At 64.7% G+C, this 19,546-nt stretch carries 22 protein-coding genes; 15 read left to right on the top strand and 7 right to left on the bottom strand.

From position 1 onward, the window contains the following. Nucleotides 1-37: 37 nt before the first annotated feature. Entirely contained in the window at nucleotides 38-565 is a 528-nt protein-coding gene (locus QCM77_RS27070; RefSeq protein WP_279685633.1) for a GNAT family N-acetyltransferase, read from the bottom strand. Between the two features lie 237 nt (nucleotides 566-802). Here QCM77_RS27070 and QCM77_RS27065 point away from each other — a divergent pair, with 237 nt between their 5' ends. The 11 genes from QCM77_RS27065 to QCM77_RS27015 all read left to right on the top strand — a co-directional run bounded on the left by QCM77_RS27065 (nucleotide 803) and on the right by QCM77_RS27015 (nucleotide 8,816). After that, nucleotides 803-1,399 (top strand): superoxide dismutase, encoded by a 597-nt coding sequence (locus tag QCM77_RS27065; protein WP_007597204.1) that lies wholly within the window; start codon nucleotides 803-805, stop codon nucleotides 1,397-1,399. 213 nt (nucleotides 1,400-1,612) lie between these two features. Then, on the top strand, nucleotides 1,613-2,224 hold the full coding sequence (locus tag QCM77_RS27060) for a permease (protein WP_279661604.1): 612 nt from the start codon (nucleotides 1,613-1,615) through the stop codon (nucleotides 2,222-2,224). After that, complete coding sequence (locus tag QCM77_RS27055) at nucleotides 2,221-2,721, top strand: hypothetical protein (protein WP_279685632.1); 501 nt, start codon at nucleotides 2,221-2,223, stop codon at nucleotides 2,719-2,721. Before QCM77_RS27060 ends, QCM77_RS27055 begins: the two co-directional genes overlap by 4 nt. A 44-nt stretch (nucleotides 2,722-2,765) precedes the next feature. Then, the gene (locus QCM77_RS27050) at nucleotides 2,766-3,008 is read left to right on the top strand and encodes a hypothetical protein (RefSeq protein ID WP_279685630.1); all 243 of its coding nucleotides are present in this window, start codon (nucleotides 2,766-2,768) and stop codon (nucleotides 3,006-3,008) included. A 2-nt stretch (nucleotides 3,009-3,010) separates the two neighbouring features. Further along, on the top strand, nucleotides 3,011-3,766 hold the full coding sequence (locus tag QCM77_RS27045) for a metal ABC transporter ATP-binding protein (protein ID WP_279685629.1): 756 nt from the start codon (nucleotides 3,011-3,013) through the stop codon (nucleotides 3,764-3,766). Nucleotides 3,767-3,772: 6 nt separating this feature from the next. After that, complete coding sequence (locus QCM77_RS27040) at nucleotides 3,773-4,642, top strand: metal ABC transporter permease (RefSeq protein ID WP_279685628.1); 870 nt, start codon at nucleotides 3,773-3,775, stop codon at nucleotides 4,640-4,642. Nucleotides 4,643-4,647: 5 nt separating this feature from the next. Then, nucleotides 4,648-5,511, top strand: coding sequence for a metal ABC transporter solute-binding protein, Zn/Mn family (locus QCM77_RS27035; protein ID WP_279685627.1), 864 nt, complete (start codon nucleotides 4,648-4,650; stop codon nucleotides 5,509-5,511). A gap of 54 nt (nucleotides 5,512-5,565) precedes the next feature. Further along, a complete protein-coding gene (locus tag QCM77_RS27030) occupies nucleotides 5,566-6,609 on the top strand; it encodes a CobW family GTP-binding protein (RefSeq protein ID WP_279685626.1) in 1,044 nt (347 codons plus the stop codon). Then, entirely contained in the window at nucleotides 6,609-7,628 is a 1,020-nt protein-coding gene (locus tag QCM77_RS27025; protein WP_279685671.1) for a WD40 repeat domain-containing protein, read from the top strand. The genes QCM77_RS27030 and QCM77_RS27025 overlap by 1 nt, the downstream gene beginning before the upstream one ends. Before the next feature lie 30 nt (nucleotides 7,629-7,658). Next, entirely contained in the window at nucleotides 7,659-8,375 is a 717-nt protein-coding gene (locus tag QCM77_RS27020) for an MgtC/SapB family protein (RefSeq protein WP_279661611.1), read from the top strand. Between the two features lie 102 nt (nucleotides 8,376-8,477). Beyond that, on the top strand, nucleotides 8,478-8,816 hold the full coding sequence (locus QCM77_RS27015) for a hypothetical protein (RefSeq protein ID WP_279685670.1): 339 nt from the start codon (nucleotides 8,478-8,480) through the stop codon (nucleotides 8,814-8,816). Between the two features lie 246 nt (nucleotides 8,817-9,062). Here the strand turns inward: QCM77_RS27015 and QCM77_RS27010 are convergent, their stop codons facing one another. The 5 genes from QCM77_RS27010 to QCM77_RS26990 form a co-directional block, all read right to left on the bottom strand. Continuing rightward, a complete protein-coding gene (locus QCM77_RS27010; RefSeq protein WP_279685625.1) occupies nucleotides 9,063-10,505 on the bottom strand; it encodes a homospermidine synthase in 1,443 nt (480 codons plus the stop codon). 48 nt (nucleotides 10,506-10,553) lie between these two features. Next, entirely contained in the window at nucleotides 10,554-10,943 is a 390-nt protein-coding gene (locus tag QCM77_RS27005; RefSeq protein ID WP_128939939.1) for a RidA family protein, read from the bottom strand. A 146-nt stretch (nucleotides 10,944-11,089) separates the two neighbouring features. Then, a complete protein-coding gene (locus QCM77_RS27000; protein WP_279685623.1) occupies nucleotides 11,090-11,677 on the bottom strand; it encodes a GNAT family N-acetyltransferase in 588 nt (195 codons plus the stop codon). Nucleotides 11,678-11,822: 145 nt separating this feature from the next. Further along, complete coding sequence (locus tag QCM77_RS26995; protein WP_018453321.1) at nucleotides 11,823-12,965, bottom strand: type III PLP-dependent enzyme; 1,143 nt, start codon at nucleotides 12,963-12,965, stop codon at nucleotides 11,823-11,825. Between the two features lie 673 nt (nucleotides 12,966-13,638). After that, nucleotides 13,639-13,893, bottom strand: coding sequence for a hypothetical protein (locus QCM77_RS26990; RefSeq protein ID WP_279661624.1), 255 nt, complete (start codon nucleotides 13,891-13,893; stop codon nucleotides 13,639-13,641). Between the two features lie 138 nt (nucleotides 13,894-14,031). On the opposite strand from QCM77_RS26990, the gene QCM77_RS26985 reads away from it, so the two are divergent. From QCM77_RS26985 to QCM77_RS26975, 3 genes are read left to right on the top strand one after another with little or no spacing between them, the layout of a single operon-like run. Continuing rightward, nucleotides 14,032-16,113: a M3 family metallopeptidase gene (locus QCM77_RS26985; RefSeq protein ID WP_279661626.1), complete on the top strand. Its 2,082-nt coding sequence runs from the start codon at nucleotides 14,032-14,034 to the stop codon at nucleotides 16,111-16,113. Beyond that, nucleotides 16,113-16,751, top strand: coding sequence for a DUF1007 family protein (locus QCM77_RS26980; protein ID WP_279661628.1), 639 nt, complete (start codon nucleotides 16,113-16,115; stop codon nucleotides 16,749-16,751). The genes QCM77_RS26985 and QCM77_RS26980 overlap by 1 nt, the downstream gene beginning before the upstream one ends. Continuing rightward, the gene (locus QCM77_RS26975) at nucleotides 16,748-17,860 is read left to right on the top strand and encodes a nickel/cobalt transporter (RefSeq protein WP_279661630.1); all 1,113 of its coding nucleotides are present in this window, start codon (nucleotides 16,748-16,750) and stop codon (nucleotides 17,858-17,860) included. The genes QCM77_RS26980 and QCM77_RS26975 overlap by 4 nt, the downstream gene beginning before the upstream one ends. Before the next feature lie 167 nt (nucleotides 17,861-18,027). Here QCM77_RS26975 and QCM77_RS26970 read toward each other — a convergent pair whose 3' ends face one another. Then, entirely contained in the window at nucleotides 18,028-18,426 is a 399-nt protein-coding gene (locus QCM77_RS26970; RefSeq protein WP_279661632.1) for an MAPEG family protein, read from the bottom strand. A gap of 80 nt (nucleotides 18,427-18,506) precedes the next feature. Between QCM77_RS26970 and hemH the strand changes: the two genes are divergently transcribed. Beyond that, complete coding sequence (gene hemH / locus QCM77_RS26965) at nucleotides 18,507-19,544, top strand: ferrochelatase (RefSeq protein WP_279661634.1); 1,038 nt, start codon at nucleotides 18,507-18,509, stop codon at nucleotides 19,542-19,544. The last annotated feature ends 2 nt before the right edge of the window (nucleotides 19,545-19,546 follow it).

Genomic DNA, 19,546 nt, shown 5'->3' with positions numbered 1-19,546 from the left:
CGCGCGGCGCCGGCACCAACCTGCCGTCACGCAGGGCTCACCACGGCAGACCGCATAGGTCGATGGTGCCCAACGTCGGCGCGCGGACGATGTTGAAGACATACGGCGCCATGTAGTCGAAGCGGATCCGCCCCGCCGGCTGCTCGCAATAGACCTCGCCGGTGAAGGGCTGCCATTTGCGGGCCTCGTAGAACGCAAAATTATGAGGTTCGCAGAACAACAGCGCGAAGCGGACTGCCTCGTTGGCGCGCATGGTGTGCACCGCCGCGTCGATCGCCATGGTCGCATAACCGCGGCCGCGCCGGTCCTCACGGGTGCAGACCCCGCCGATGCCGCCGACGTGAACCTTCTGCCCGTTCCAGGTGACGGTCCGGAAGTAGATGCCGACATGGCAGACGAGGCCATCCTCGGGCGTCTCGATCAGCACGCGCAGGTCGGCATTGGCCCATTTGACGTGAGCCCAGGGCTTGTCCGCGACCTGTTGCGGCCCCCAGACCGCCTGATGCAACGGCTCCGCGATCCGCCATGAGGCGTCGCCGTTCAGAATGTCGATCTCGATGCTCATCGCTCTCTCTTTCGCATCTCCGCGCCGTCAGTGCGTTCGTTCTGCCATAAGCACCTCAAAGGCAATGATATTTTACGGCCCGGTCGAAACGCCCCACATCCTCGCGTCGATTTTATGCAATCGGACCAAGCGTCCGCATCACCCGTTTTGGCAAATTCGCGGTATTTAACGGCGACGGAACCTTCTATAAGGGATGACCGTTAAGTCTCGTTCCTCCATCAGTCGCGGACAACACCCATGACCTTTACGCTGCCCCCACTCCCTTACGCCTATGACGCCCTCGGGCAATTCATGTCGAAGGAAACGCTCGAATTCCACCACGACAAGCATCATCAGGCCTATGTCACCAACGGCAACAACGCGCTCAAGGGCACCGAATGGGAAGGCAAGTCCCTTGAGGAGATCGTCAAGGGCTCGTTCGGCAAGAACCCCGCGGTGTTCAACAATGCCGGCCAGCACTATAACCACATCCACTTCTGGAGCTGGATGAAGCCCAATGGCGGCGGCACCAAGCTGCCGGGCAAGATCGAGAAGAAGATCAACGAGGACCTCGGCGGCTTCGAGAAGTTCAAGACGGACTTCCAGGCGGCTGGCGTCGGCCAGTTCGGCTCCGGCTGGTGTTGGCTCCAGGTCAAGAACGGCAAGCTCGAGATCTCCAAGACCCCGAACGGCGAGAATCCGCTGGTGCACGGCGCCACCCCGATCCTCGGCTGCGACGTCTGGGAGCACTCCTACTACATCGACTATCGCAATCGCCGTCCCGACTATCTGAAGGCGTTCGTCGAGAACCTGGTGAACTGGGAATACGTCGAGTCCCTGTTCGACAAGGCGTAAGCCATCAACCCGTCATGACGGGTCCGGCTCTTCGAGTCGCTCCTGAGTGAGAGAAACAAGCAAGGCGGTCGCATACGCGGCCGCCTTTTTGCTGTGCGGAATTCACCGAACCAGCCCTGCGCAGTACGCGCACCGGCCTGTGATCGTTCCGTTTGCATCACCCGGGCGGCGCCCTTAATCAGGACGGGCATCCTTTCGAGCCAGCCCAGCCCATTGTCAGAACCTTCCTCGCAAAATCCCGCGCCTGCCGCGGACGCCGAGTCCGAGCCGCGGCCGGGGCGCGTGCGCAAGCCGATCGGCTGGTCCACGGTGGTCATCGCGGTGCTGGTTGCGGTCAGCGCGGCGCTGGTCTGGCGACGCGACGGCACCGAGGGTGTGCTGGAGATCCTCACCCACGATCTCTCGCTGTTCGGCGGCATCCTGCCGCGCGTGCTGGCCGGCTGCCTGCTCGGCGCGTTCATCTCCGAGATCCTCCCGCACGAAAAAGTCTCGCGCTCGCTCGGGCCGAAATCCGGACTGAAGGGCCTTTTGATCGGCACCGCCTTCGGCGCGATCCTGCCCGGCGGTCCCTTTACCGCCTATCCGGTGGCGAGCGCGCTGCTGGCGGTCGGCGCCGATTTCGGTGCCACCATCGCCATGGTCGTGAGCTGGACCCTGATCGGCTATGGCCGGGCGGTGGCCTGGGAAATCCCGATCATGGGCACCGACTTCACGCTGTGGCGCATCGTCATCTCGCTGCCGTTGCCGGTGCTCGCGGGCGCGCTCGGCCGTTTTGTCTATGTCCGGCTCTATCCGAAGCCAGCCTTGAAGGACGACGAGAATTGAGCGCCGCGCTTCTGATCGACATCCTGTTGTGGGGCTCGGTCTTCGGCGTTGGCTTGATCGCCTTCCGCCGCGGACCTTCGGTGTTCAAGGCCTCGCTGCGCGAAGGCTCGATGGACTTCATCAACATCGTGCCGCGGATTGCGTTAGGGGTGATCGGCTCCGGCTACATCGCCGCCATCATCCCGCAGGAGGTGATCAGCGGCTGGCTCGGTCCCGACAGCGGTTGGCTTGGGGTGGCGACCGCCGTGGTTGCCGGTGCCGCCACGCCCGGTGGTCCCGTGATCGGCTTCTCCATCGGTACGGTGGCGCTGAAATCGGGCGGCGGTGTGCCCCAGGTGGTTGCCTATGTCGTCGCCTGGGCGCTGTTTGCCTTCCAGCGGGTGATCTTGTGGGAAATCCCGTTCATGCCGGCTCGTTTCGTCTGGTTCCGCTGTGCGGTCTCGGTGCCATTCCCGTTCGTCGCCGCCGCCATCGCGATGGTGATCGGCAAACCCTGAGCCCGGCGTGGACAGGGGGAATGTTATAATATAACGTTTCCGGCATGGTTCCCGCCGCGTTCCACACCCATGATCACGACCACTCCCATGCCCATGACCATGCCCATGACCATGCCCATTCCCATGGGCACGACCATACGCACGCCCACGTCCATGATGCAGCGGTGCCACATCCGGCCCAGGCGGCGCACTGGTCGATCCTGCGCATGACCATGGCCAGCCGTCTCGCGGCCGCGGCTGCCGTCTGCGCGGTGCTGTGGGGCGTCGTGTGGCTGGCGATGAGGTGACCATGGCGGAACTGCATTTCCACAATGTCACGCTCGGCTATGACCGGCATCCGGCCGTGCACCACCTCAATGGTGAGGTCCCGCCGGGCGCGCTGCTGGCCGTGATCGGCCCGAACGGCGCCGGCAAGTCGACGCTGCTGCGCGGCATCGTCGGCATCCTCAGGCCGCTCGACGGCAGCATCCATCTCGGCGGGCTCGACTCCCGCGATATCGCCTATCTGCCGCAGAGTGCGGAGATCGACCGCAGCTTCCCGATCTCGGTGCTAGACTTCGTCGCCACCGGGCTGTGGCGTGGGACCGGCCTGTTCGGCGGCATCGGCAAGGCGGCGCGCGAAAAGATACTCCGCGCGATCGCTTCCGTTGGCCTCAACGGTTTCGAGAATCGCCCGATCGGTACACTCTCGGGCGGCCAGATGCAGCGTGTGTTGTTCGCGCGCGTGCTGCTCCAGGATGCGAGCCTGATCGTGCTCGACGAGCCCTTCAACGCCATCGACAGCAAGACCACGATCGATCTGCTGGCGCTGGTCAAGCACTGGCACGGCGAAGGCCGCACCGTGCTCGCCGCGCTGCACGACATGGAGATGGTGCGTAACCATTTCAGCGAGACGCTGGTGCTGGCGCGCGGCCCCGTGGCGTGGGGGCCGACGGCGGAGGTGCTGACGCCGGAAAATCTGATGGTCGCGATGCGGATGTGCGAGGCCTTCGACGACAGCGCGGCCGCCTGCGCGGCCGATGATGCCCGCTCGCGGGCGGCTTGATATCCGATGATCTATGACGCGCTGATCGGCCCGTTCACCGAATTCGAGTTCATGCGACGCGCGCTCGCCGCCGTGATCGCGCTGTCGCTCGCGGGCGCGCCGATCGGCGTGTTCCTGATGCTGCGGCGGATGAGCCTGGTCGGCGACGCCATGGCGCATGCGATCCTCCCCGGCGCCGCTGTCGGCTTTCTGCTCTCCGGCCTTAATTTGTTCGCGATGACCGCCGGAGGCTTGTTCGCGGGCTTTGCGGTCGCGATCCTCTCAGGCCTCGTCGCGCGCTCGACCGGGCTGAAAGAGGATGCCTCGCTCGCGACCTTCTATCTGGCATCGCTGGCGCTGGGCGTGACCATCGTCTCGATCAAGGGCACCAATATCGACCTGCTGCACGTGCTGTTCGGCAATATCCTCGCAATGGACGACCAGACGCTGCTGGTGGTGGCTTTCAACGCCACGGTGACGCTGCTCGTGCTCGCCGTGATCTACCGGCCGCTGGTGATCGAAAGTGTAGATCCCCTCTTCCTTCGCACCGTGAGCCGCGCCGGGGGACCCGCGCATCTCGCTTTCCTCGCGCTCGTCGTCATCAACCTCGTCAACGGCTTTCAGGCGCTCGGTACTCTGCTGGCGGTCGGCCTGATGATCCTGCCGGCCGGCATCGCCCGGTTCTGGTCGCGCGATCTCACGGTCATGATCTGCATCGCCGTCGTCGCTGCCACCGTCTCCGGCTATGCGGGCCTCGTGCTATCGTTTCAGACCCGCGTGCCGTCGGGTCCTGCGATCATTCTGGTGGCGAGCGCGCTCTACATCGTCTCCGTCCTGTTCGGCCGCGTCGGCGGTGTTGTCAGGCAAATGTTTCCCGGCCGGCATCTGGAAGCGTGACAGCGATGCGCTTCCGTCTGCTCTTTGCCTTGCTGCTGATCACCTCGCCGCTGCACGCCGCGGAGCGGCTCAACGTCGTCGCGAGCTTCTCGATCCTCGGCGATTTCGTCCGCAACGTCGGCGACGACCGGATCAATCTGACGACGCTGGTCGGCGCCGACAGCGACGTCCACGTCTACACGCCGGCGCCAAGCGATGCGAAGCGGGTCGCGGACGCGAAACTGGTCATCGTCAACGGGCTCGGCCTCGAGGGCTGGCTGCCGCGCCTCGTGCAATCCTCCGGAGCCAAGGCGCAGGTGGTGACTGCGAGCGCCGGCATCGCGCCGCTCAAGCTCGGCTCGGCCGCCGACCCGCATGGCTGGCAGTCCGTCCCCAATGCCAAAATCTACGTCACCGGCATCGCCGATGCGCTGGCCGCGGCCGACCCCGATGACGCGGAGTTCTTCCGCGCCCAGGCAAAGGCCTATCTGGAAAAGCTCGAAGCGCTCGACCGTGAGGTCCGCGAGGCCGTGGCCAAAATCCCACTGGGCCGGCGCAAGGTGATTTCGACCCATGACGCCTTCGGCTATTTCGCCGCCGAATACGGCGTCCAGTTCATCGCGCCCCTCGGCGTCTCCACGGAAACCGAGCCCAGCGCGCGGGACATCGCCACCATCATCGGCCAGATCAAGGCCCAAAAAATCCCGGCCGTGTTCCTGGAAAATATCAGCGACGACCGGCTGATCCGGCGGATCGCGGCGGAGACCGGTTCAAAAGTCGGCGGGACCCTGATTTCGGACGGTTTGACCGGCGAAAAGGGCCCTGCACCCACTTACATTGATATGGTCAGGCACAATATAAAGGCCCTGACCAGCGCGCTTGACCACTAGGGCAGGGGCCACCCCGCCTCGCGTCGCGCGAAAAGCCCGAAGTCCGGAGTTGTTATGTCTGAAGCGACCGCCCAGAAAATTCCCGTGACCGTCCTGACCGGCTATCTCGGCGCCGGCAAGACCACGCTTTTGAATCGCATCCTGTCGGAAAACCACGGCAAGAAATACGCGGTCATCGTCAACGAATTCGGCGAGATCGGCATCGACAACGACCTCATCATCGGCGCCGATGAGGAAGTGTTCGAGATGAACAACGGTTGCATCTGCTGCACCGTGCGCGGCGACCTCGTGCGCATCATGGACGGTCTGATGAAGCGCAAGGGCAAGTTCGACGCCATCATCGTCGAGACCACCGGTCTTGCCGATCCGGCACCGGTCGCCCAGACCTTCTTCGTCGACGAGGACGTGCAAAAGAACGCGCGCCTCGATGCGGTCGTGACGGTTGCGGATGCCAAATGGCTGTCCGACCGTCTCAAGGACGCGCCCGAGGCCAAGAACCAGATCGCATTCGCCGACGTCATCGTGCTGAACAAGACCGATCTCGTCACCAAGGGAGAGCTTGCCGAGGTCGAGGCCCGCATCCGCGCCATCAACCCCTATGCGAAGCTGCACCGCACCGAGCGCTGCTCGGTGGCTTTGGCCGACGTACTCGACCGCGGCGCCTTCGACCTCGACCGCATCCTCGACATCGAGCCGGACTTTCTGAATGCCGAAGCTCATGACCACGACCATGATCATCACGGCCACGACGATCATCAGCACCATGATCACGGCCATGGCCTGAAGCACTATCACGACGAGGACATGCAGTCGCTGTCGCTCAAGACCGACAAGCCGCTTGATCCGAACATGTTCATGCCCTGGCTCCAGAACCTGGTGCAGGTCGAGGGCGGCAAGATCCTGCGCTCCAAAGGCATCCTCGCCTTCCACGACGATGACGACCGCTATGTCTTCCAGGGCGTCCACATGATGCTGGAGGGTAATCACCAGCGGAAATGGAACGACGGCGAGCCGCGCGAGAGCCGCCTCGTCTTCATCGGCCGCGAATTGCCGGAAGATCTCATTCGCCAGGGTTTTGAGAGCTGCATCGTCTCGTGATGAAAGAGTTTACGCCGGCCCCCGATTCCGCCTCGATCGTCTCCGTCACCGAGCGCGTCAAACCGCTCGCGCTCGGGATGGGCGTGACTTCCGTGCATTTCCTTGGCGACCGTGCCGCCTTCGTCGGCGGCGAGGAGAACGTCGCGTTCGTGGATGGTCAGGGCGAGATCAGCACGGTCGCCGTGCACAGCGGCGGCATTCTCTCGACCGCCTCCGACGGCAGGCGTCTCGTCATGGGCGGCGACGACGGCAAGGTCGTGTCGCTCGATGCCAAGGGGGAGGTGACGCTGCTTGCGACCGACCCGAAGCGGCGCTGGATCGACGCGGTGGCGCTGCATCCGGACGGCGCCTACGCCTGGTCGGCCGGGAAGTTCGCCTTCGTCAAGAGCGGCAAGACCGAGGAGAAGTCGATCGAGGTGCCCTCGACCGTCGGCGGGCTTGCGTTTGCGCCGAAGGGCTTGCGGCTCGCGATCGCCCATTACAACGGCGCCACGCTGTGGTTTCCCAACATGGCGGGATCGGCCGAGTTCCTGCCCTGGGCCGGCTCGCATCTCGGCGTCACCTTTAGCCCCGACAACAAGTTCCTGGTCACGACCATGCACGAGGCGGCGCTGCACGGCTGGCGGCTCGCTGATAGCCGGCACATGCGCATGACCGGTTATCCCGCCCGCGTCCGCTCGATGTCCTGGAGCGCGGGCGGCAAGGCGCTGGCGACCTCGGGCGCCGATACCGTGATCCTGTGGCCGTTCGCGAGCAAGGACGGCCCGATGGGCAAGGAGCCCGCGATGCTCGCGCCGCTGCAAGCGCGGGTGTCGGTGGTCGCCTGCCATCCCAAGAACGACATCTTCGCCGCCGGATACAGCGACGGCACGGTGCTGATGGTGCGTCTGGAGGACGGCGCCGAGATCCTGGTCCGCCGCAATGGCACCCCGCCGGTGGCCGCGCTCGCCTGGAACGCCAAGGGCACGCTGCTGGCGTTCGCCGACGAAAATGGGGACGGCGGCCTGCTCGAGCTTTAATCTGTCATCGTTCTGACCGTAGATGGGGCCATGCGGTTTCTGACGACCTTCCAGCTTGCTGACTTCGCGGACACGCTGGTCAGCCTGTTCACGGCCTTCGTGCTGGGCACGCTGATCGGCGCCGAGCGGCAGTATCGCCAGCGCACCGCGGGCCTGCGCACCAATGTGCTGGTCGCCGTCGGCGCCGCCGCCTTCGTCGACCTTGCCATGCACCTGACCGGCGCCGACGGCGCGGTGCGGGTGATCTCCTACGTCGTTTCGGGCATCGGCTTCCTCGGCGCCGGCGTTATCATGAAGCAGGGCATGGACGTGCGCGGGCTCAACACCGCGGCGACGCTGTGGGCCTCGGCCGCGGTCGGCTCCTGCGCGGGCGCCGACATGATCGCGCAGGCGGCTGCGCTGACCGTGTTCGTCATCGCCGGCAATACGCTGCTGCGCCCACTGGTCAATGCCATCAACCGCATCCCGCTGAATGAGAAAACCTCGGAGGCGACCTACTACTTCAAGCTCGCGGTCGCACCGGACGCCGTGCCCGACATGCGCGACCGGCTCGTTGAAAAGTTAGAAGCCGCGAAATATCCGGTGGCCGATATCGACGTGGTCGAAACCGGGGACGATTTGATCGAGATCGTCGCAAAGCTGGTCGCGACGGCGGTCGACCCTAACGAGCTGAACACGGTGGCGACCGATCTCCAGCACCTGCCCGGCGTGCGCCACGCGACATGGGAAGTCAGCACCACGGACTGAGCGCGGCGTTTTAGGGTGCGAAGGCGGAGTTCCCGCCTTGCTGGCCACGGGAACCGCGGTGCGCCGAATTCGTTGATCCCGTGGATAAATGCGGTGATCGAGATGACCGGTAATGACAAGCGCAGACTGAGGCTCGACCTGATGATCGCGTGCTCGCTATTCGCAGCGGGGGTCGTGGTATCGGTCGTCTCGCTGGCACAGATTCGTGCCGAGAGTCGGATGCAGCAGACGGCGCAGGCGACGCAGCCGCTCCAGGGCACGCCGTCCAACGATCAGAGCAATACACCCGCGGAAGCCAAGCCCGGCGGCGACCGGCCGACCACGCCGGCCCCGGAGCCCGCGCGGCCTGACCCGCAGACGCAAGGCGCCGCGGGCGCGGCCAAGCCCGCTCTGCCGCCGGCCCCGGCCGAGAAGGTCGCGCCGCCGCTTAGAGAGAAATAGTGAGGTAGGCCCACTCTCGTGGCCGCACCCTCGGTGTCATCGTCCGCGAAGGCGGACGATCCAGTATCCACCAGCGCCTCAGTTCAATCACGACCGCCGCGGCGTACTGGATGCCCCGCCTGCCACCTACGCTAAAGCTTCGGCGCCCCTGGACCTCAACCTCGGCGAAGCCTTGGCGTAGCCGGGTCGCGGGGCATGACGGCGGTGTGTGGGATGAGGCGCGTCGCCCCGGAATGACTGTGCCCCTCACCGCACCAGGATATTTCGGAACTGCCAAGGATCGCTGGTATCGATATCTTCCGGAAACAGTCCCGGACGATCCGTCAGCGGCGTCCAGTCGGTGTAGAAACCCTTTACCGGGCCGAGATACGGCAGCTGGATTTCCAGCAGACGATCGAAATCCATCTCGTCGGCTTCGACGATGCCTTCGTTCGGGTTTTCCAGCGCCCACACCATGCCGCCGAGCACGGCGGAGGTTACCTGCAGGCCGGTGGCATTCTGATAGGGCGCGAGTTTGCGGGTCTCTTCGATCGAGAGCTGCGATCCGTACCAATAGGCATTGTTGTCATGGCCGAACAGCAGCACGCCGAGTTCGTCGATGCCGTCGACGATTTCGTTCTCGTCGAGGATGTGGTGCTTTTCCTGCATCTTCGCTGCGCGGCCGAACATCTCGTGCAGCGACAGCACGGCATCGTCAGCCGGATGATAGGCATAGTGGCAGGTCGGCCGATAGAGCGCCGTGCCCGATCCGTCACGCACCGTGAAGTAATCGGAGATCGAGATCGACTCGTTGTGGGTGACGAGGAAGCCATACTGCGCGCCGCGGGTCGGGCACCAGGTGCGCACGCGCGTATTGGCGCCGGGCTGCATCAGATAGATGGCGGCGCCGCAGCCGGCTTCGTGGGTCCGCGCATTCTCGGGCATCCATTTTTCATGGGTGCCCCAGCCGAGTTCGGACGGCTGCACGCCTTCCGACAGGAAACCTTCCACCGACCAGGTGTTGACGAAGACATCGGGCTCTTTCGGCGACCTGGAGCGCTGGGTGTCGCGTTCGGCGATGTGGATGCCCTTGATGCCGGCCTGCCGCATCAAATCCGCCCATTCGGCTTTGGTCTTCGGCTTGGGGGCATTGAGCTTCAGATCAGCGGCGACGTTGAGCAGCGCCTGCTTGACGAAAAAAGAGACCATGCCGGGATTGGCGCCGCAGCAGGAGACGGCCGTCGTCGAGCCCGCCGGGCGCGCCTTCTTGGCGGCCAGCGTCGCTTCGCGAAGAGCATAATTGGAGCGCGCTTCCGGGCCCTTCGACGAATCGAAATAGAAGCCGAGCCAGGGCTCGTTGACGGTGTCGATATAAAGAGCGCCAAGTTCGTTGCAGAGCTCCATGATGTCGGTGGAGCCGGTGTCGACCGAGAGATTGACGCAAAAACCCTGGCCGCCGCCTTCAGTGAGCAGCGGTGTGAGCAGGTCGCGATAATTGTCCTTGGTCACGCCCTGCTGGATGAATCTGACATTGTGCTTCTCGCAATGTGCCTTGCGGCCCTCGTCCTTGGGATCGATCACGGTGATGCGCGACTTGTCGTAATCGAGATGCCGCTCGATCATCGGCAGCGTGCCTTTGCCGATGGAGCCGAAGCCGACCATGACGATTGGACCGGTGATCTTCGCGTAGATCTGCGAGGCGGGGCTCATGGGATGGTTTCTCCGGAAAGTACTGGCAGACAAAGGGTGAGGGGAGGATCAGGCGCTGCGGCGCTTGGCGGTGACTTCGATCTCGACCTTCATCTCGGGCTTGTAGAGTGCCGAGACGGCGAGAAGCGTTGCGGCCGGCCGGATGTCGCCGAGGACTTCGCCGCAGACGGCGAAGTGTGCGTCTGCGTCCTTGATGTCGGTGAGGTAATAGGTCACGCGGACGATATCGGCCATCTCGAAGCCGCCCTCCTTCAGGGCAGCTTCGATGGTCTTGAAGCAGTTGCGTGACTGGCTCGTGACATCGGCCGGCATCGTCATCGTGGTGTAGTCATAGCCGGTGGTTCCCGCGACGAAGGCGAACTCGCCGTCGATCACGGCGCGGCTGTAGCCGGCGGTCTTCTCGAACGGGGAGCCGGTGGAAATCAGGCGGCGCGACATCGGTTCAGCCTCGACTGAAGGGAGAATTTCGTGGGGTTAAAGGGCGTTTCTGGAGTTCGCGCAACCCCAAAGGACAGCGTCTAGTGCAGGCGCAGCCGAGCTTTGGCGCCGAATGCAGCTTCGGTCGTCGCCATCATGGCAGTCGCTTAGGCCGCGCGCGCTTGGAGGGGGCGAACTACCCTCCGTTTGGAAAGAGCCGCCCCGGTCGGGACGATCATCCCTTCGGCGCCGTCGAGCGCGCCATCGGTGAATTCGATGGCCAGCAGGCGGTCGCGCTCGAACGGGCCGGGCAGCGACAGCTCGCCGGTCTTGGCCGGTGAGAAGCCGAAGCGGGCGTAATAGGGCGCATCGCCGAGCAGGATCACGGCGGCATGCCCGCGCGCCCGGGCGGCAGCCAGCGCTTGTTGCATCAGCGCGGCGCCGATCCCGAGCTCGCGGCAGGCAGGGTCGACCGCCAGCGGTCCGAGGACCAGAGCGGGCCTGCCTCCGGCGCTGACGTGCCACAGCCGCACGGTTCCCACGAGTTTTCCCTCACGCACGGCAGCCAGCGCGAGGCCGGCAGCAGGTGCGCGTCCGTCGCGCAGGCGCTGGCAGGTGCGGCCATGGCGGTTCTCGCCAAAGCTGGCATCCAGCAGCGCTTCACGCATCGCAACGTCGGCAGCACGCTCCGCACGGATCGCGAACGGAGCGGCTTTCGAGGAGAGGTCAATCTGTGTCTTCCGAAGAGCAGTCATGGCGCGTCAGTCCCCGCTTGAAGCGGCGTGCGAGAAGCACGCCGTTCCAAGGCGTCGTCAGAAATCGAAATGTGAGGGAAGGAGCCGGCAAGCCGGCTCCCGGGTTCGTCAGGCCTCAGAAACAGAGGCGATCAGATGTGGCAAATCAAATGTGGTAGGTCTTCAGCGGCGGGATGCCGTTGAACGCCACCGCCGAGTAGGTCGACGTATAGGCCCCGGTGCCTTCGATCAGCAGCTTGTCGCCGATCTCGAGCGTCACCGGAAGCGGATACGGGTTCTTCTCGTACAGCACGTCGGCGCTGTCGCAGGTCGGGCCTGCAAGCACGCACGGCGTCATGTCCGCGCCGTCATGCGGGGTGCGGATGGCGTAGCGGATCGACTCGTCCATGGTCTCGGCGAGACCGCCGAACTTGCCGATGTCGAGATAGACCCAGCGGACCTCGTCCTCGTCGCTCTTCTTCGAGATGAGCACGACCTCGGATTCGATGATGCCGGCGTTGCCCACCATGCCGCGGCCCGGCTCGATGATGGTCTCCGGAATCTGGTTGCCGAAGTGCTTGCGCAGCGCGCGGAAAATCGAGCGGCCGTAGGTGACGACCGGCGGCACGTCCTTCAGGTACTTGGTCGGGAAACCGCCGCCCATGTTGACCATGGTCAGGTTGATGCCGCGCTCGGCGCAGTCGCGGAACACCTGCGAGGCCATCGCCAGCGCACGGTCCCACGCCTTCACCTTGCGTTGCTGCGAACCGACATGGAAGGAGATGCCGCACGGCTCCAGGCCCAGACGCTTGGCGACGTCGAGCACGTCGACGGCCATCTCCGGGTCGCAGCCGAACTTGCGCGACAGCGGCCATTCGGCACCGGCGCAGTCATAGAGGATGCGGCAGAACACTTTTGCGCCGGGAGCGGCACGGGCGACCTTCTCGACCTCGGCGGCACAATCAACCGCGAACAGCCGAATGCCGAGCGCGAAGGCGCGCGCGATGTCGCGCTCCTTCTTGATCGTGTTGCCGAAGGAGATGCGGTCGGGCGTCGCACCGGCGGCCAGCGCCATCTCGATCTCGGCGACCGTCGCGGTGTCGAAGCAGGAGCCCATGGAGGCGAGCAGCGCCAGCACTTCCGGCGCCGGGTTCGCCTTGACCGCATAGAACACGCGGCTGTCGGGCAGCGCCTTGGCGAAGGTCTGGTAATTGTCGCGCACGACTTCGAGGTCGACGACGAGGCACGGCTCGGTGTCGAGGCCCTCGCTGCGGCGGTTGCGCAGGAATTCCTGGATACGATCGGTCATAGCACTCTCCCAAACGGCCCAGCGACGGGGATCCGTTCAAAAAATGACGTCGGATAAGAGCGCTCCGGCCAGATCGCGCGATGGAGGCGCGACGAGCCAAAGACTCACATCAGACTGTGCTGCCGTGGATTGGTTGGGAATGTTCCCGCCCGCACACCTGGCAATGAAGGACAAGCCTTTTCAGTAGCCCGCGCCGGCGTTGGACTGCCGGTAGAGACCAAAAAAGCCCGATCCGTCGTTGCTTTAAGTCGCGTCCCCCGTTGAGAGCGGGGTGCGCCGGTTCGCCTCCGGCTGCCAGTCACGGTTGCAAAAAGTGAAGTCACCTTCGACAAGGCATCTCTTTGAGAGAGATGCTGGACGCTCCGGGTTTGCTTTCGTCTTCTGGCTTGTTGAGCCTTCCGACTTCCGCACTTCCGAAGAGCCCCTCGGCTTCTTCACCCCTTGGCGGCTGTCCGGCCTCTTGTCCGGATACCTACCGACTGACACACGACCACAGGCACGTGCGAAATTGGGCAATCCGCACATAAGTGTTTTGACTCTGGTTCGCAAGAGATTTTTTAGGCTGAGAACAGAATTGCCTAATATCTGCTTGCGCAGTGTTGCGCGAGCGACGCGGAAGATGAACGCACGTTAAGTTTTCTGCGCGCGCGTGTCTGTCGGACGCGAGGAAGCGTCAGCCGCGCTTGGTGAAGGGCTCGACGCGCTGAGCTCCGCGGATGAAGGCGGTCATCACGAGTACGCCGAGCGCGAACAGCGCGGCCTGAAGGATGTGTGCGCCTTGGTCGCCGAGCCCGAACAGGATCGCGAGCGCCCAGCCGCCGGCAAACGCCGCGCCGAACACTTCCGCGCCGATCAGGATGGCGGCGCTGATGACAGTGATGACGCTGGGCCAGACGATCCGACGGGAAGACGAGGAAGGCGCGTTCATGAGCTCAGGGGTCCCTAGGCTTCGAGGGCCGCAATCTCCCCGAAAAGGCGGCCGGGAGCAAGGGCAAATGGCCCAAAAAAGCCCCATCGCGTGCTATAGCTGGCCGCAGCAATCGAGCCACAAAAATCGGGACTTGTGATGTCAGAACCCCGCCAAACTACGGACTCCGAGACCAACCCGCTGCTGACGGCCTGGGTGACGCCGTTTGCGACCCCGCCCTTCGATGAGATCAAGCCGGAGCATTTCCTCCCGGCCTTCGAGCAGGCCTTCGCCGACCACTCCGCCGAGATCGCGGCGATCGCCCACGACCCGGCCGCGGCCGACTTTGCCAACACCATCACGGCGCTGGAGCGCTCCGGCAAGCTGCTCAACAAGGTCGCGGCGGTCTTCTACGACCTCGTCTCGGCGCATTCCAACCCGGCCATCCTGGAGATCGACAAGGAGGTTTCCTTGCGGATGGCGCGGCACTGGAATCCGATCATGATGAACGCCGTGCTGTTTGGCCGCATCGCCCAGCTGCACGAGAACCGCGCCAATCTCGGTCTGACACCCGAGCAGCTCCGCCTGCTCGAGCGCACCTACACCCGCTTCCATCGTTCCGGTGCCGGCCTCTCCGAGGAGGCCAAGACGCGGATGGCGGAGATCAACGAGAGGCTCGCGCAGCTCGGCACCAGCTTCAGCCATCATCTGCTCGGCGACGAGCAGGAGTGGTTCATGGAGCTCGGCGAAGCCGACGGCCAGGGCCTGCCGGAGAGTTTTGTCGCCAGCGCCAAGGCTGCGGCAGAAGAACGCGGCATGACCGGCAAGGCCATCGTCACGCTGTCGCGCTCCTCGGTCGAACAGTTCCTGAAGAGCTCGGCCCGGCGCGACCTGCGCGAGAAGGTCTACAAGGCCTTCACCGCGCGGGGCGACAACGGCAATTCCAACGACAACAACACGACCATCGTCGAGGTCCTGAAGCTGCGCGAGGAAAGCGCCAATCTCCTGGGTTACCCGACCTTCGCGGCCTACCGGCTCGAGGATTCCATGGCCAAGACGCCGGAAGCGGTGCGGGGCCTTCTGGAGCGGGTCTGGAAGCCGGCGCGGACGCGGGCTCTCGCCGACCGCGACGACATGCAGGCGCTGATCACGGCCGAGGGCGGCAATTTCAATCTCGCCTCCTGGGATTGGCGCTTCTATGCCGAAAAGCTGCGGCTTCAGCGCGCCAATTTCGACGACGCCGCGATCAAGCCGTATCTCGCGCTCGATCACATGATCGCCGCCGCCTTCGACTGCGCCACGCGCCTGTTCGGCGTTACCTTCGCCGAGCGCAAGGATGTGCCGGTCTGGCATCCGGACGTCCGGGTCTGGGAGATGAAGGGGCGAGACGGCAAGCACAAGGCGCTGTTCTATGGCGACTACTTCGCCCGGCCGTCGAAGCGCTCCGGCGCCTGGATGACCTCGCTGCGCGACCAGCAGAAGCTCGACGGCGACGTCGCACCGCTGGTCCTCAACATCTGCAACTTCTCCAAGGGCGCGGGTGGGGAGCCCTCGCTGCTGTCGCCGGACGATGCCCGCACCCTGTTCCACGAGTTCGGTCACGCCCTGCACGGCATGCTCTCCAACGTGACCTATCCGTCGCTGTCGGGCACATCAGTGTTCACCGATTTCGTCGAGCTGCCGTCGCAGCTCTACGAGCACTGGCAGGAGCGGCCCGAGGTGCTGCAGCAGTTCGCCCGCCACTACCAGACCGGCGAGCCGCTGCCGGACGATCTGCTGCAACGATTCCTTGCCGCACGAAAATTCAATCAGGGCTTTGCCACGGTCGAGTTCGTCTCCTCCGCGCTGGTCGATCTCGAATTCCACACCCAGCCGGCCTCCGCCGCGCAGGATGTCCGCGCCTTCGAGAAGAAGGAGCTGGAGAAGATCGGCATGCCCGAGGAGATCTCGCTGCGCCACCGGCCCACCCAGTTCGGCCATATCTTTACCGGGGACCACTATGCCGCCGGCTATTACAGCTACATGTGGTCGGAGGTGATGGACGCCGACGCCTTCGGCGCGTTCGAGGAGGCCGGCAACATCTTCGATCCTGCCGTCGCCAAACGGCTGCACGACGATATCTATTCGAGCGGCGGTTCAGTCGATCCGGAAGCCGCCTATGAGGCCTTCCGCGGCCGCCCGCCGGAGCCCGACGCGCTGCTGCGCCGCCGCGGCCTGCTCGACGACGCCAAGGCGGCCTGATGGGCATGCGCGCGCTGTTCGGACTGCTGCTCGCCGTCGCCCTGTCGCTCGCGGCTGGCGCAGCGCGGGCGCATCCGCACGTCTGGATCACCGCGACCAGCGAGCTGCTCTACGCTGAGGACGGCTCGATCACCGGCGTGCGCCACGCCTGGACCTTCGACGACATGTTCTCGGCCTATGCGGTGCAGGGGCTCGAAGCCAAGAAGAAGGGCGCCTATACGCGCGAGGAGCTCGGGCCGCTGGCGCAGACCAATGTCGAATCGCTGAAGGAATATGCCTACTTCACCTTCGCGCGAGCCGACGGCAAGAAGGAGCGATTCCAAGAGCCGGTCGACTACTTTCTCGACTACAAGGATACGGTTTTGACGCTGCACTTCACGTTGCCGCTGAAGAACCCGGTCAAGCCCAAGCAACTGGTGCTCGAAGTGTTCGACCGCTCCTTCTTCATCGACTTCCAGATGGCCAAGGACAACCCGGTCAAGCTGGTCGGCGCGCCCGCGGGCTGCCAGATGAAGCTCGACCGTCCCAGCGACGGCACCGCCACTGCGCAGAAGCTCAACGAGCAGACTTTCATGGACGGACCGAACGCCAATTTCGGCATGATGTTCGCCAACAAGATCACGGTGGATTGCCCTTGAAGCCGCAACTCTCCCCGCTCGCGCGCGGGCTCCTCGCCTGCGCCGCTGTTCTCCTCGTCGTCGGCGTGGCCGATGCTGCGCTTCACGATGCGCTCGCGCAAAATCCGTTCGGCGCGCCGCGACCGGCGGCCGAGCCCGAGGCCGGCGGCCTCATCGGCTGGCTCCTGGCCAAGCAGTCGGAATTCTATCGCCAGATGTCGGCGACGATCCGCGCCGCGAAGTCCGACGGCTCGGCGGTGTGGACGCTGCTCTTCATCTCGTTCGCCTACGGCATCTTCCATGCCGCCGGTCCCGGGCACGGCAAGGCGGTGATCGCCTCCTATCTCGTCGCCAACCGCGAGACCGCGCGGCGCGGCATCGTGCTGTCGTTTGCCTCCGCGCTGATGCAGTCGCTGGTGGCGATCCTCATCGTCGGCATTTCGGCCTGGGTGTTGAACGCGACTGCGAAAACCATGTGCAAGGCGGAGGGCGCGATCGAGATCGCGAGCTACGCCCTGATCGCGGCGTTCGGCCTCCGCCTGGTCTGGGTCAAGGGCCGCACTTTCATCCGCGCGCTCCAGGCGGCCCAGCCGGTGCCGGCGATCGCGGGCGTGCCGCATGACCATCATGATCACGGCCACCACCATCACGATGCGCACGATCATCGTCCCCACGATCACAGGCACGACCACGCGCACGCGCATGCTCATCATCACCACGGGAATGACCACGTCCATGACGAGCATTGCGGCCATTCCCACGGCCCCGCGCCGAGCGAGCTCGCCGGCCCCGGTGGCTGGGGACGCGGCTTCAGCGCGATCCTGACCGTCGGCATCCGTCCCTGTTCGGGCGCGATTCTGGTGCTGGTGTTCGCGCTCGCCCAAGGCCTGTTCTGGGCCGGCATCGCCGCGACCATGCTGATGGGGCTCGGCACCGCGATCACGGTCGCCGCCATCGCGGTGGTCGCCGTCTCGGCCAAGGGCATCGCCGGCCGCCTGAGCGGAGGGCGCGACGGCGGCGGCGCGCTGTTCATGCGCGGCATCGAATTCGGCGCCGCCGGCCTCGTGCTGCTGTTCGGCGCGGGCCTGTTGTTGGGTTACATCGCGGCCGAACGGACGACGTGTTTTTGAGTTTTTTCCCTCGCCCCTTGTGGGAGAGGGTGGCTCGCTGCACAGCGGCGAGACGGGTGAGGGGTTGTCTCCGCAAGCGATGCTCTCGCAGCTGTGTTCGCGGATAGAACCCCTCATCCGGCGCTTCGCGCCACCTTCTCCCACAAGGGGAGAAGGAAGGAAAAGGGTCACACCGGCAGAAACTGCTTCAACACCGGCATGAAGAAGATCCCGAGATTGATCGCAAAGCCGATGCTCCAGAGGATCGAGCGCAGCGTCGGGCGGTTGCCGAGATAGGTCAGCACATAGGCGATCCGCACGATCAGGAACAGCACGGCGAGCTCGTCGATCAGGCGCTGCGGCGAATCCCTGTATTCGGCGAGCAGCACGGCGAAGGCAAAGAACGGGAAGGTCTCGATACCGTTCTGGTGCGCGCCGAGCGCGCGCTGCGCGATGGCGTCTTCATAGAAGGCGGGATCGCGTGGCCGGGAATTGTCAAATCCGCGAAACCTGATCCATTTGATCGAGGTGATCGTCGAGAGATAAAGCAGCACCGCTCCAAATACGCACCATTCCGCCAGCGTCATGGTTCCTCCCCCTCCATCCCGACCCTAGCGAAACCGGCCCAATCTTGACAAGTTCGGAGCAACGCGCGACCCACGGAGGCATGACGACGGTTCTCCCGATCCAGGCCGCGAAGCCAGCCGTACAACCCGGTCTGCCGCGCGTCGGCGTGCTCCTGATCAATCTCGGCACGCCCGATACGGCCGATGCGCCCGGCGTGCGGGTCTATCTCAAGGAGTTCCTCTCGGACGCCCGCGTCATCGAGGACCAGGGCCTGATCTGGCAGCTGGTGCTCAACGGCATCATCCTGCGCAGCCGTCCCCGCACCAAGGCGCTCGACTACCGGAAGATCTGGAACAACGAGAAGAACGAGTCGCCGCTGAAGACCATTACGCGGTCGCAGAGCGACAAGCTCGCGGCCGCATTGTCGGACCGGGACCACGTCGTGGTGGATTGGGCGATGCGCTACGGCAATCCCTCGATCAGGTCGGGCATCGACGCGCTGATTGCGCAGGGGTGCGAGCGCATCCTCGCCGTGCCCCTCTATCCGCAATATTCCGCTCCGACTTCGGCCACGGTCTGCGATGAAGTGTTCCGCGTGCTTGCCCGCCTGCGGGCGCAGCCGACGCTGCGGGTGACGCCGCCTTATTACGAGGACGAGGCCTATATCGAGGCGCTCGCCACCTCGATCGAGACGCATCTGGCGAGCCTGCGGTTCGAGCCGGAGCTGATCGTCGCCTCCTTCCACGGCATGCCAAAATCCTATGTCGACAAGGGCGACCCGTATCAGGTCCAATGCGTCGCCACCACCGAAGCGCTGCGCCGCCGGCTCGGGATGGACGAGACAAAGCTGCTGCTGACCTTCCAGTCGCGCTTCGGCAATGACGAGTGGCTCCAGCCCTACACCGACAAGACCATGGAGCGTCTGGCGAAAGAGGGCGTGCGCCGCATCGCGGTGGTAACGCCCGGCTTTTCCGCCGATTGCCTGGAGACGCTGGAGGAGATCGCGCAGGAGAATGCCGAGATCTTCAAGCACAATGGCGGCGAGCAGTTTTCCGCGATCCCTTGCCTCAACGACAGCGAACCCGGCATGGACGTGATCCGCACGCTCGTGCTGCGCGAGCTCCAGGGCTGGATATAGTG

It is taken from the genome of Bradyrhizobium nivariense (genome assembly GCF_029846695.2).
GTDB lineage: Bacteria > Pseudomonadota > Alphaproteobacteria > Rhizobiales > Xanthobacteraceae > Bradyrhizobium.
Note: the sequence above shows the minus strand (reverse complement) of the source record. Positions and strands in the feature narration are given on the sequence as shown.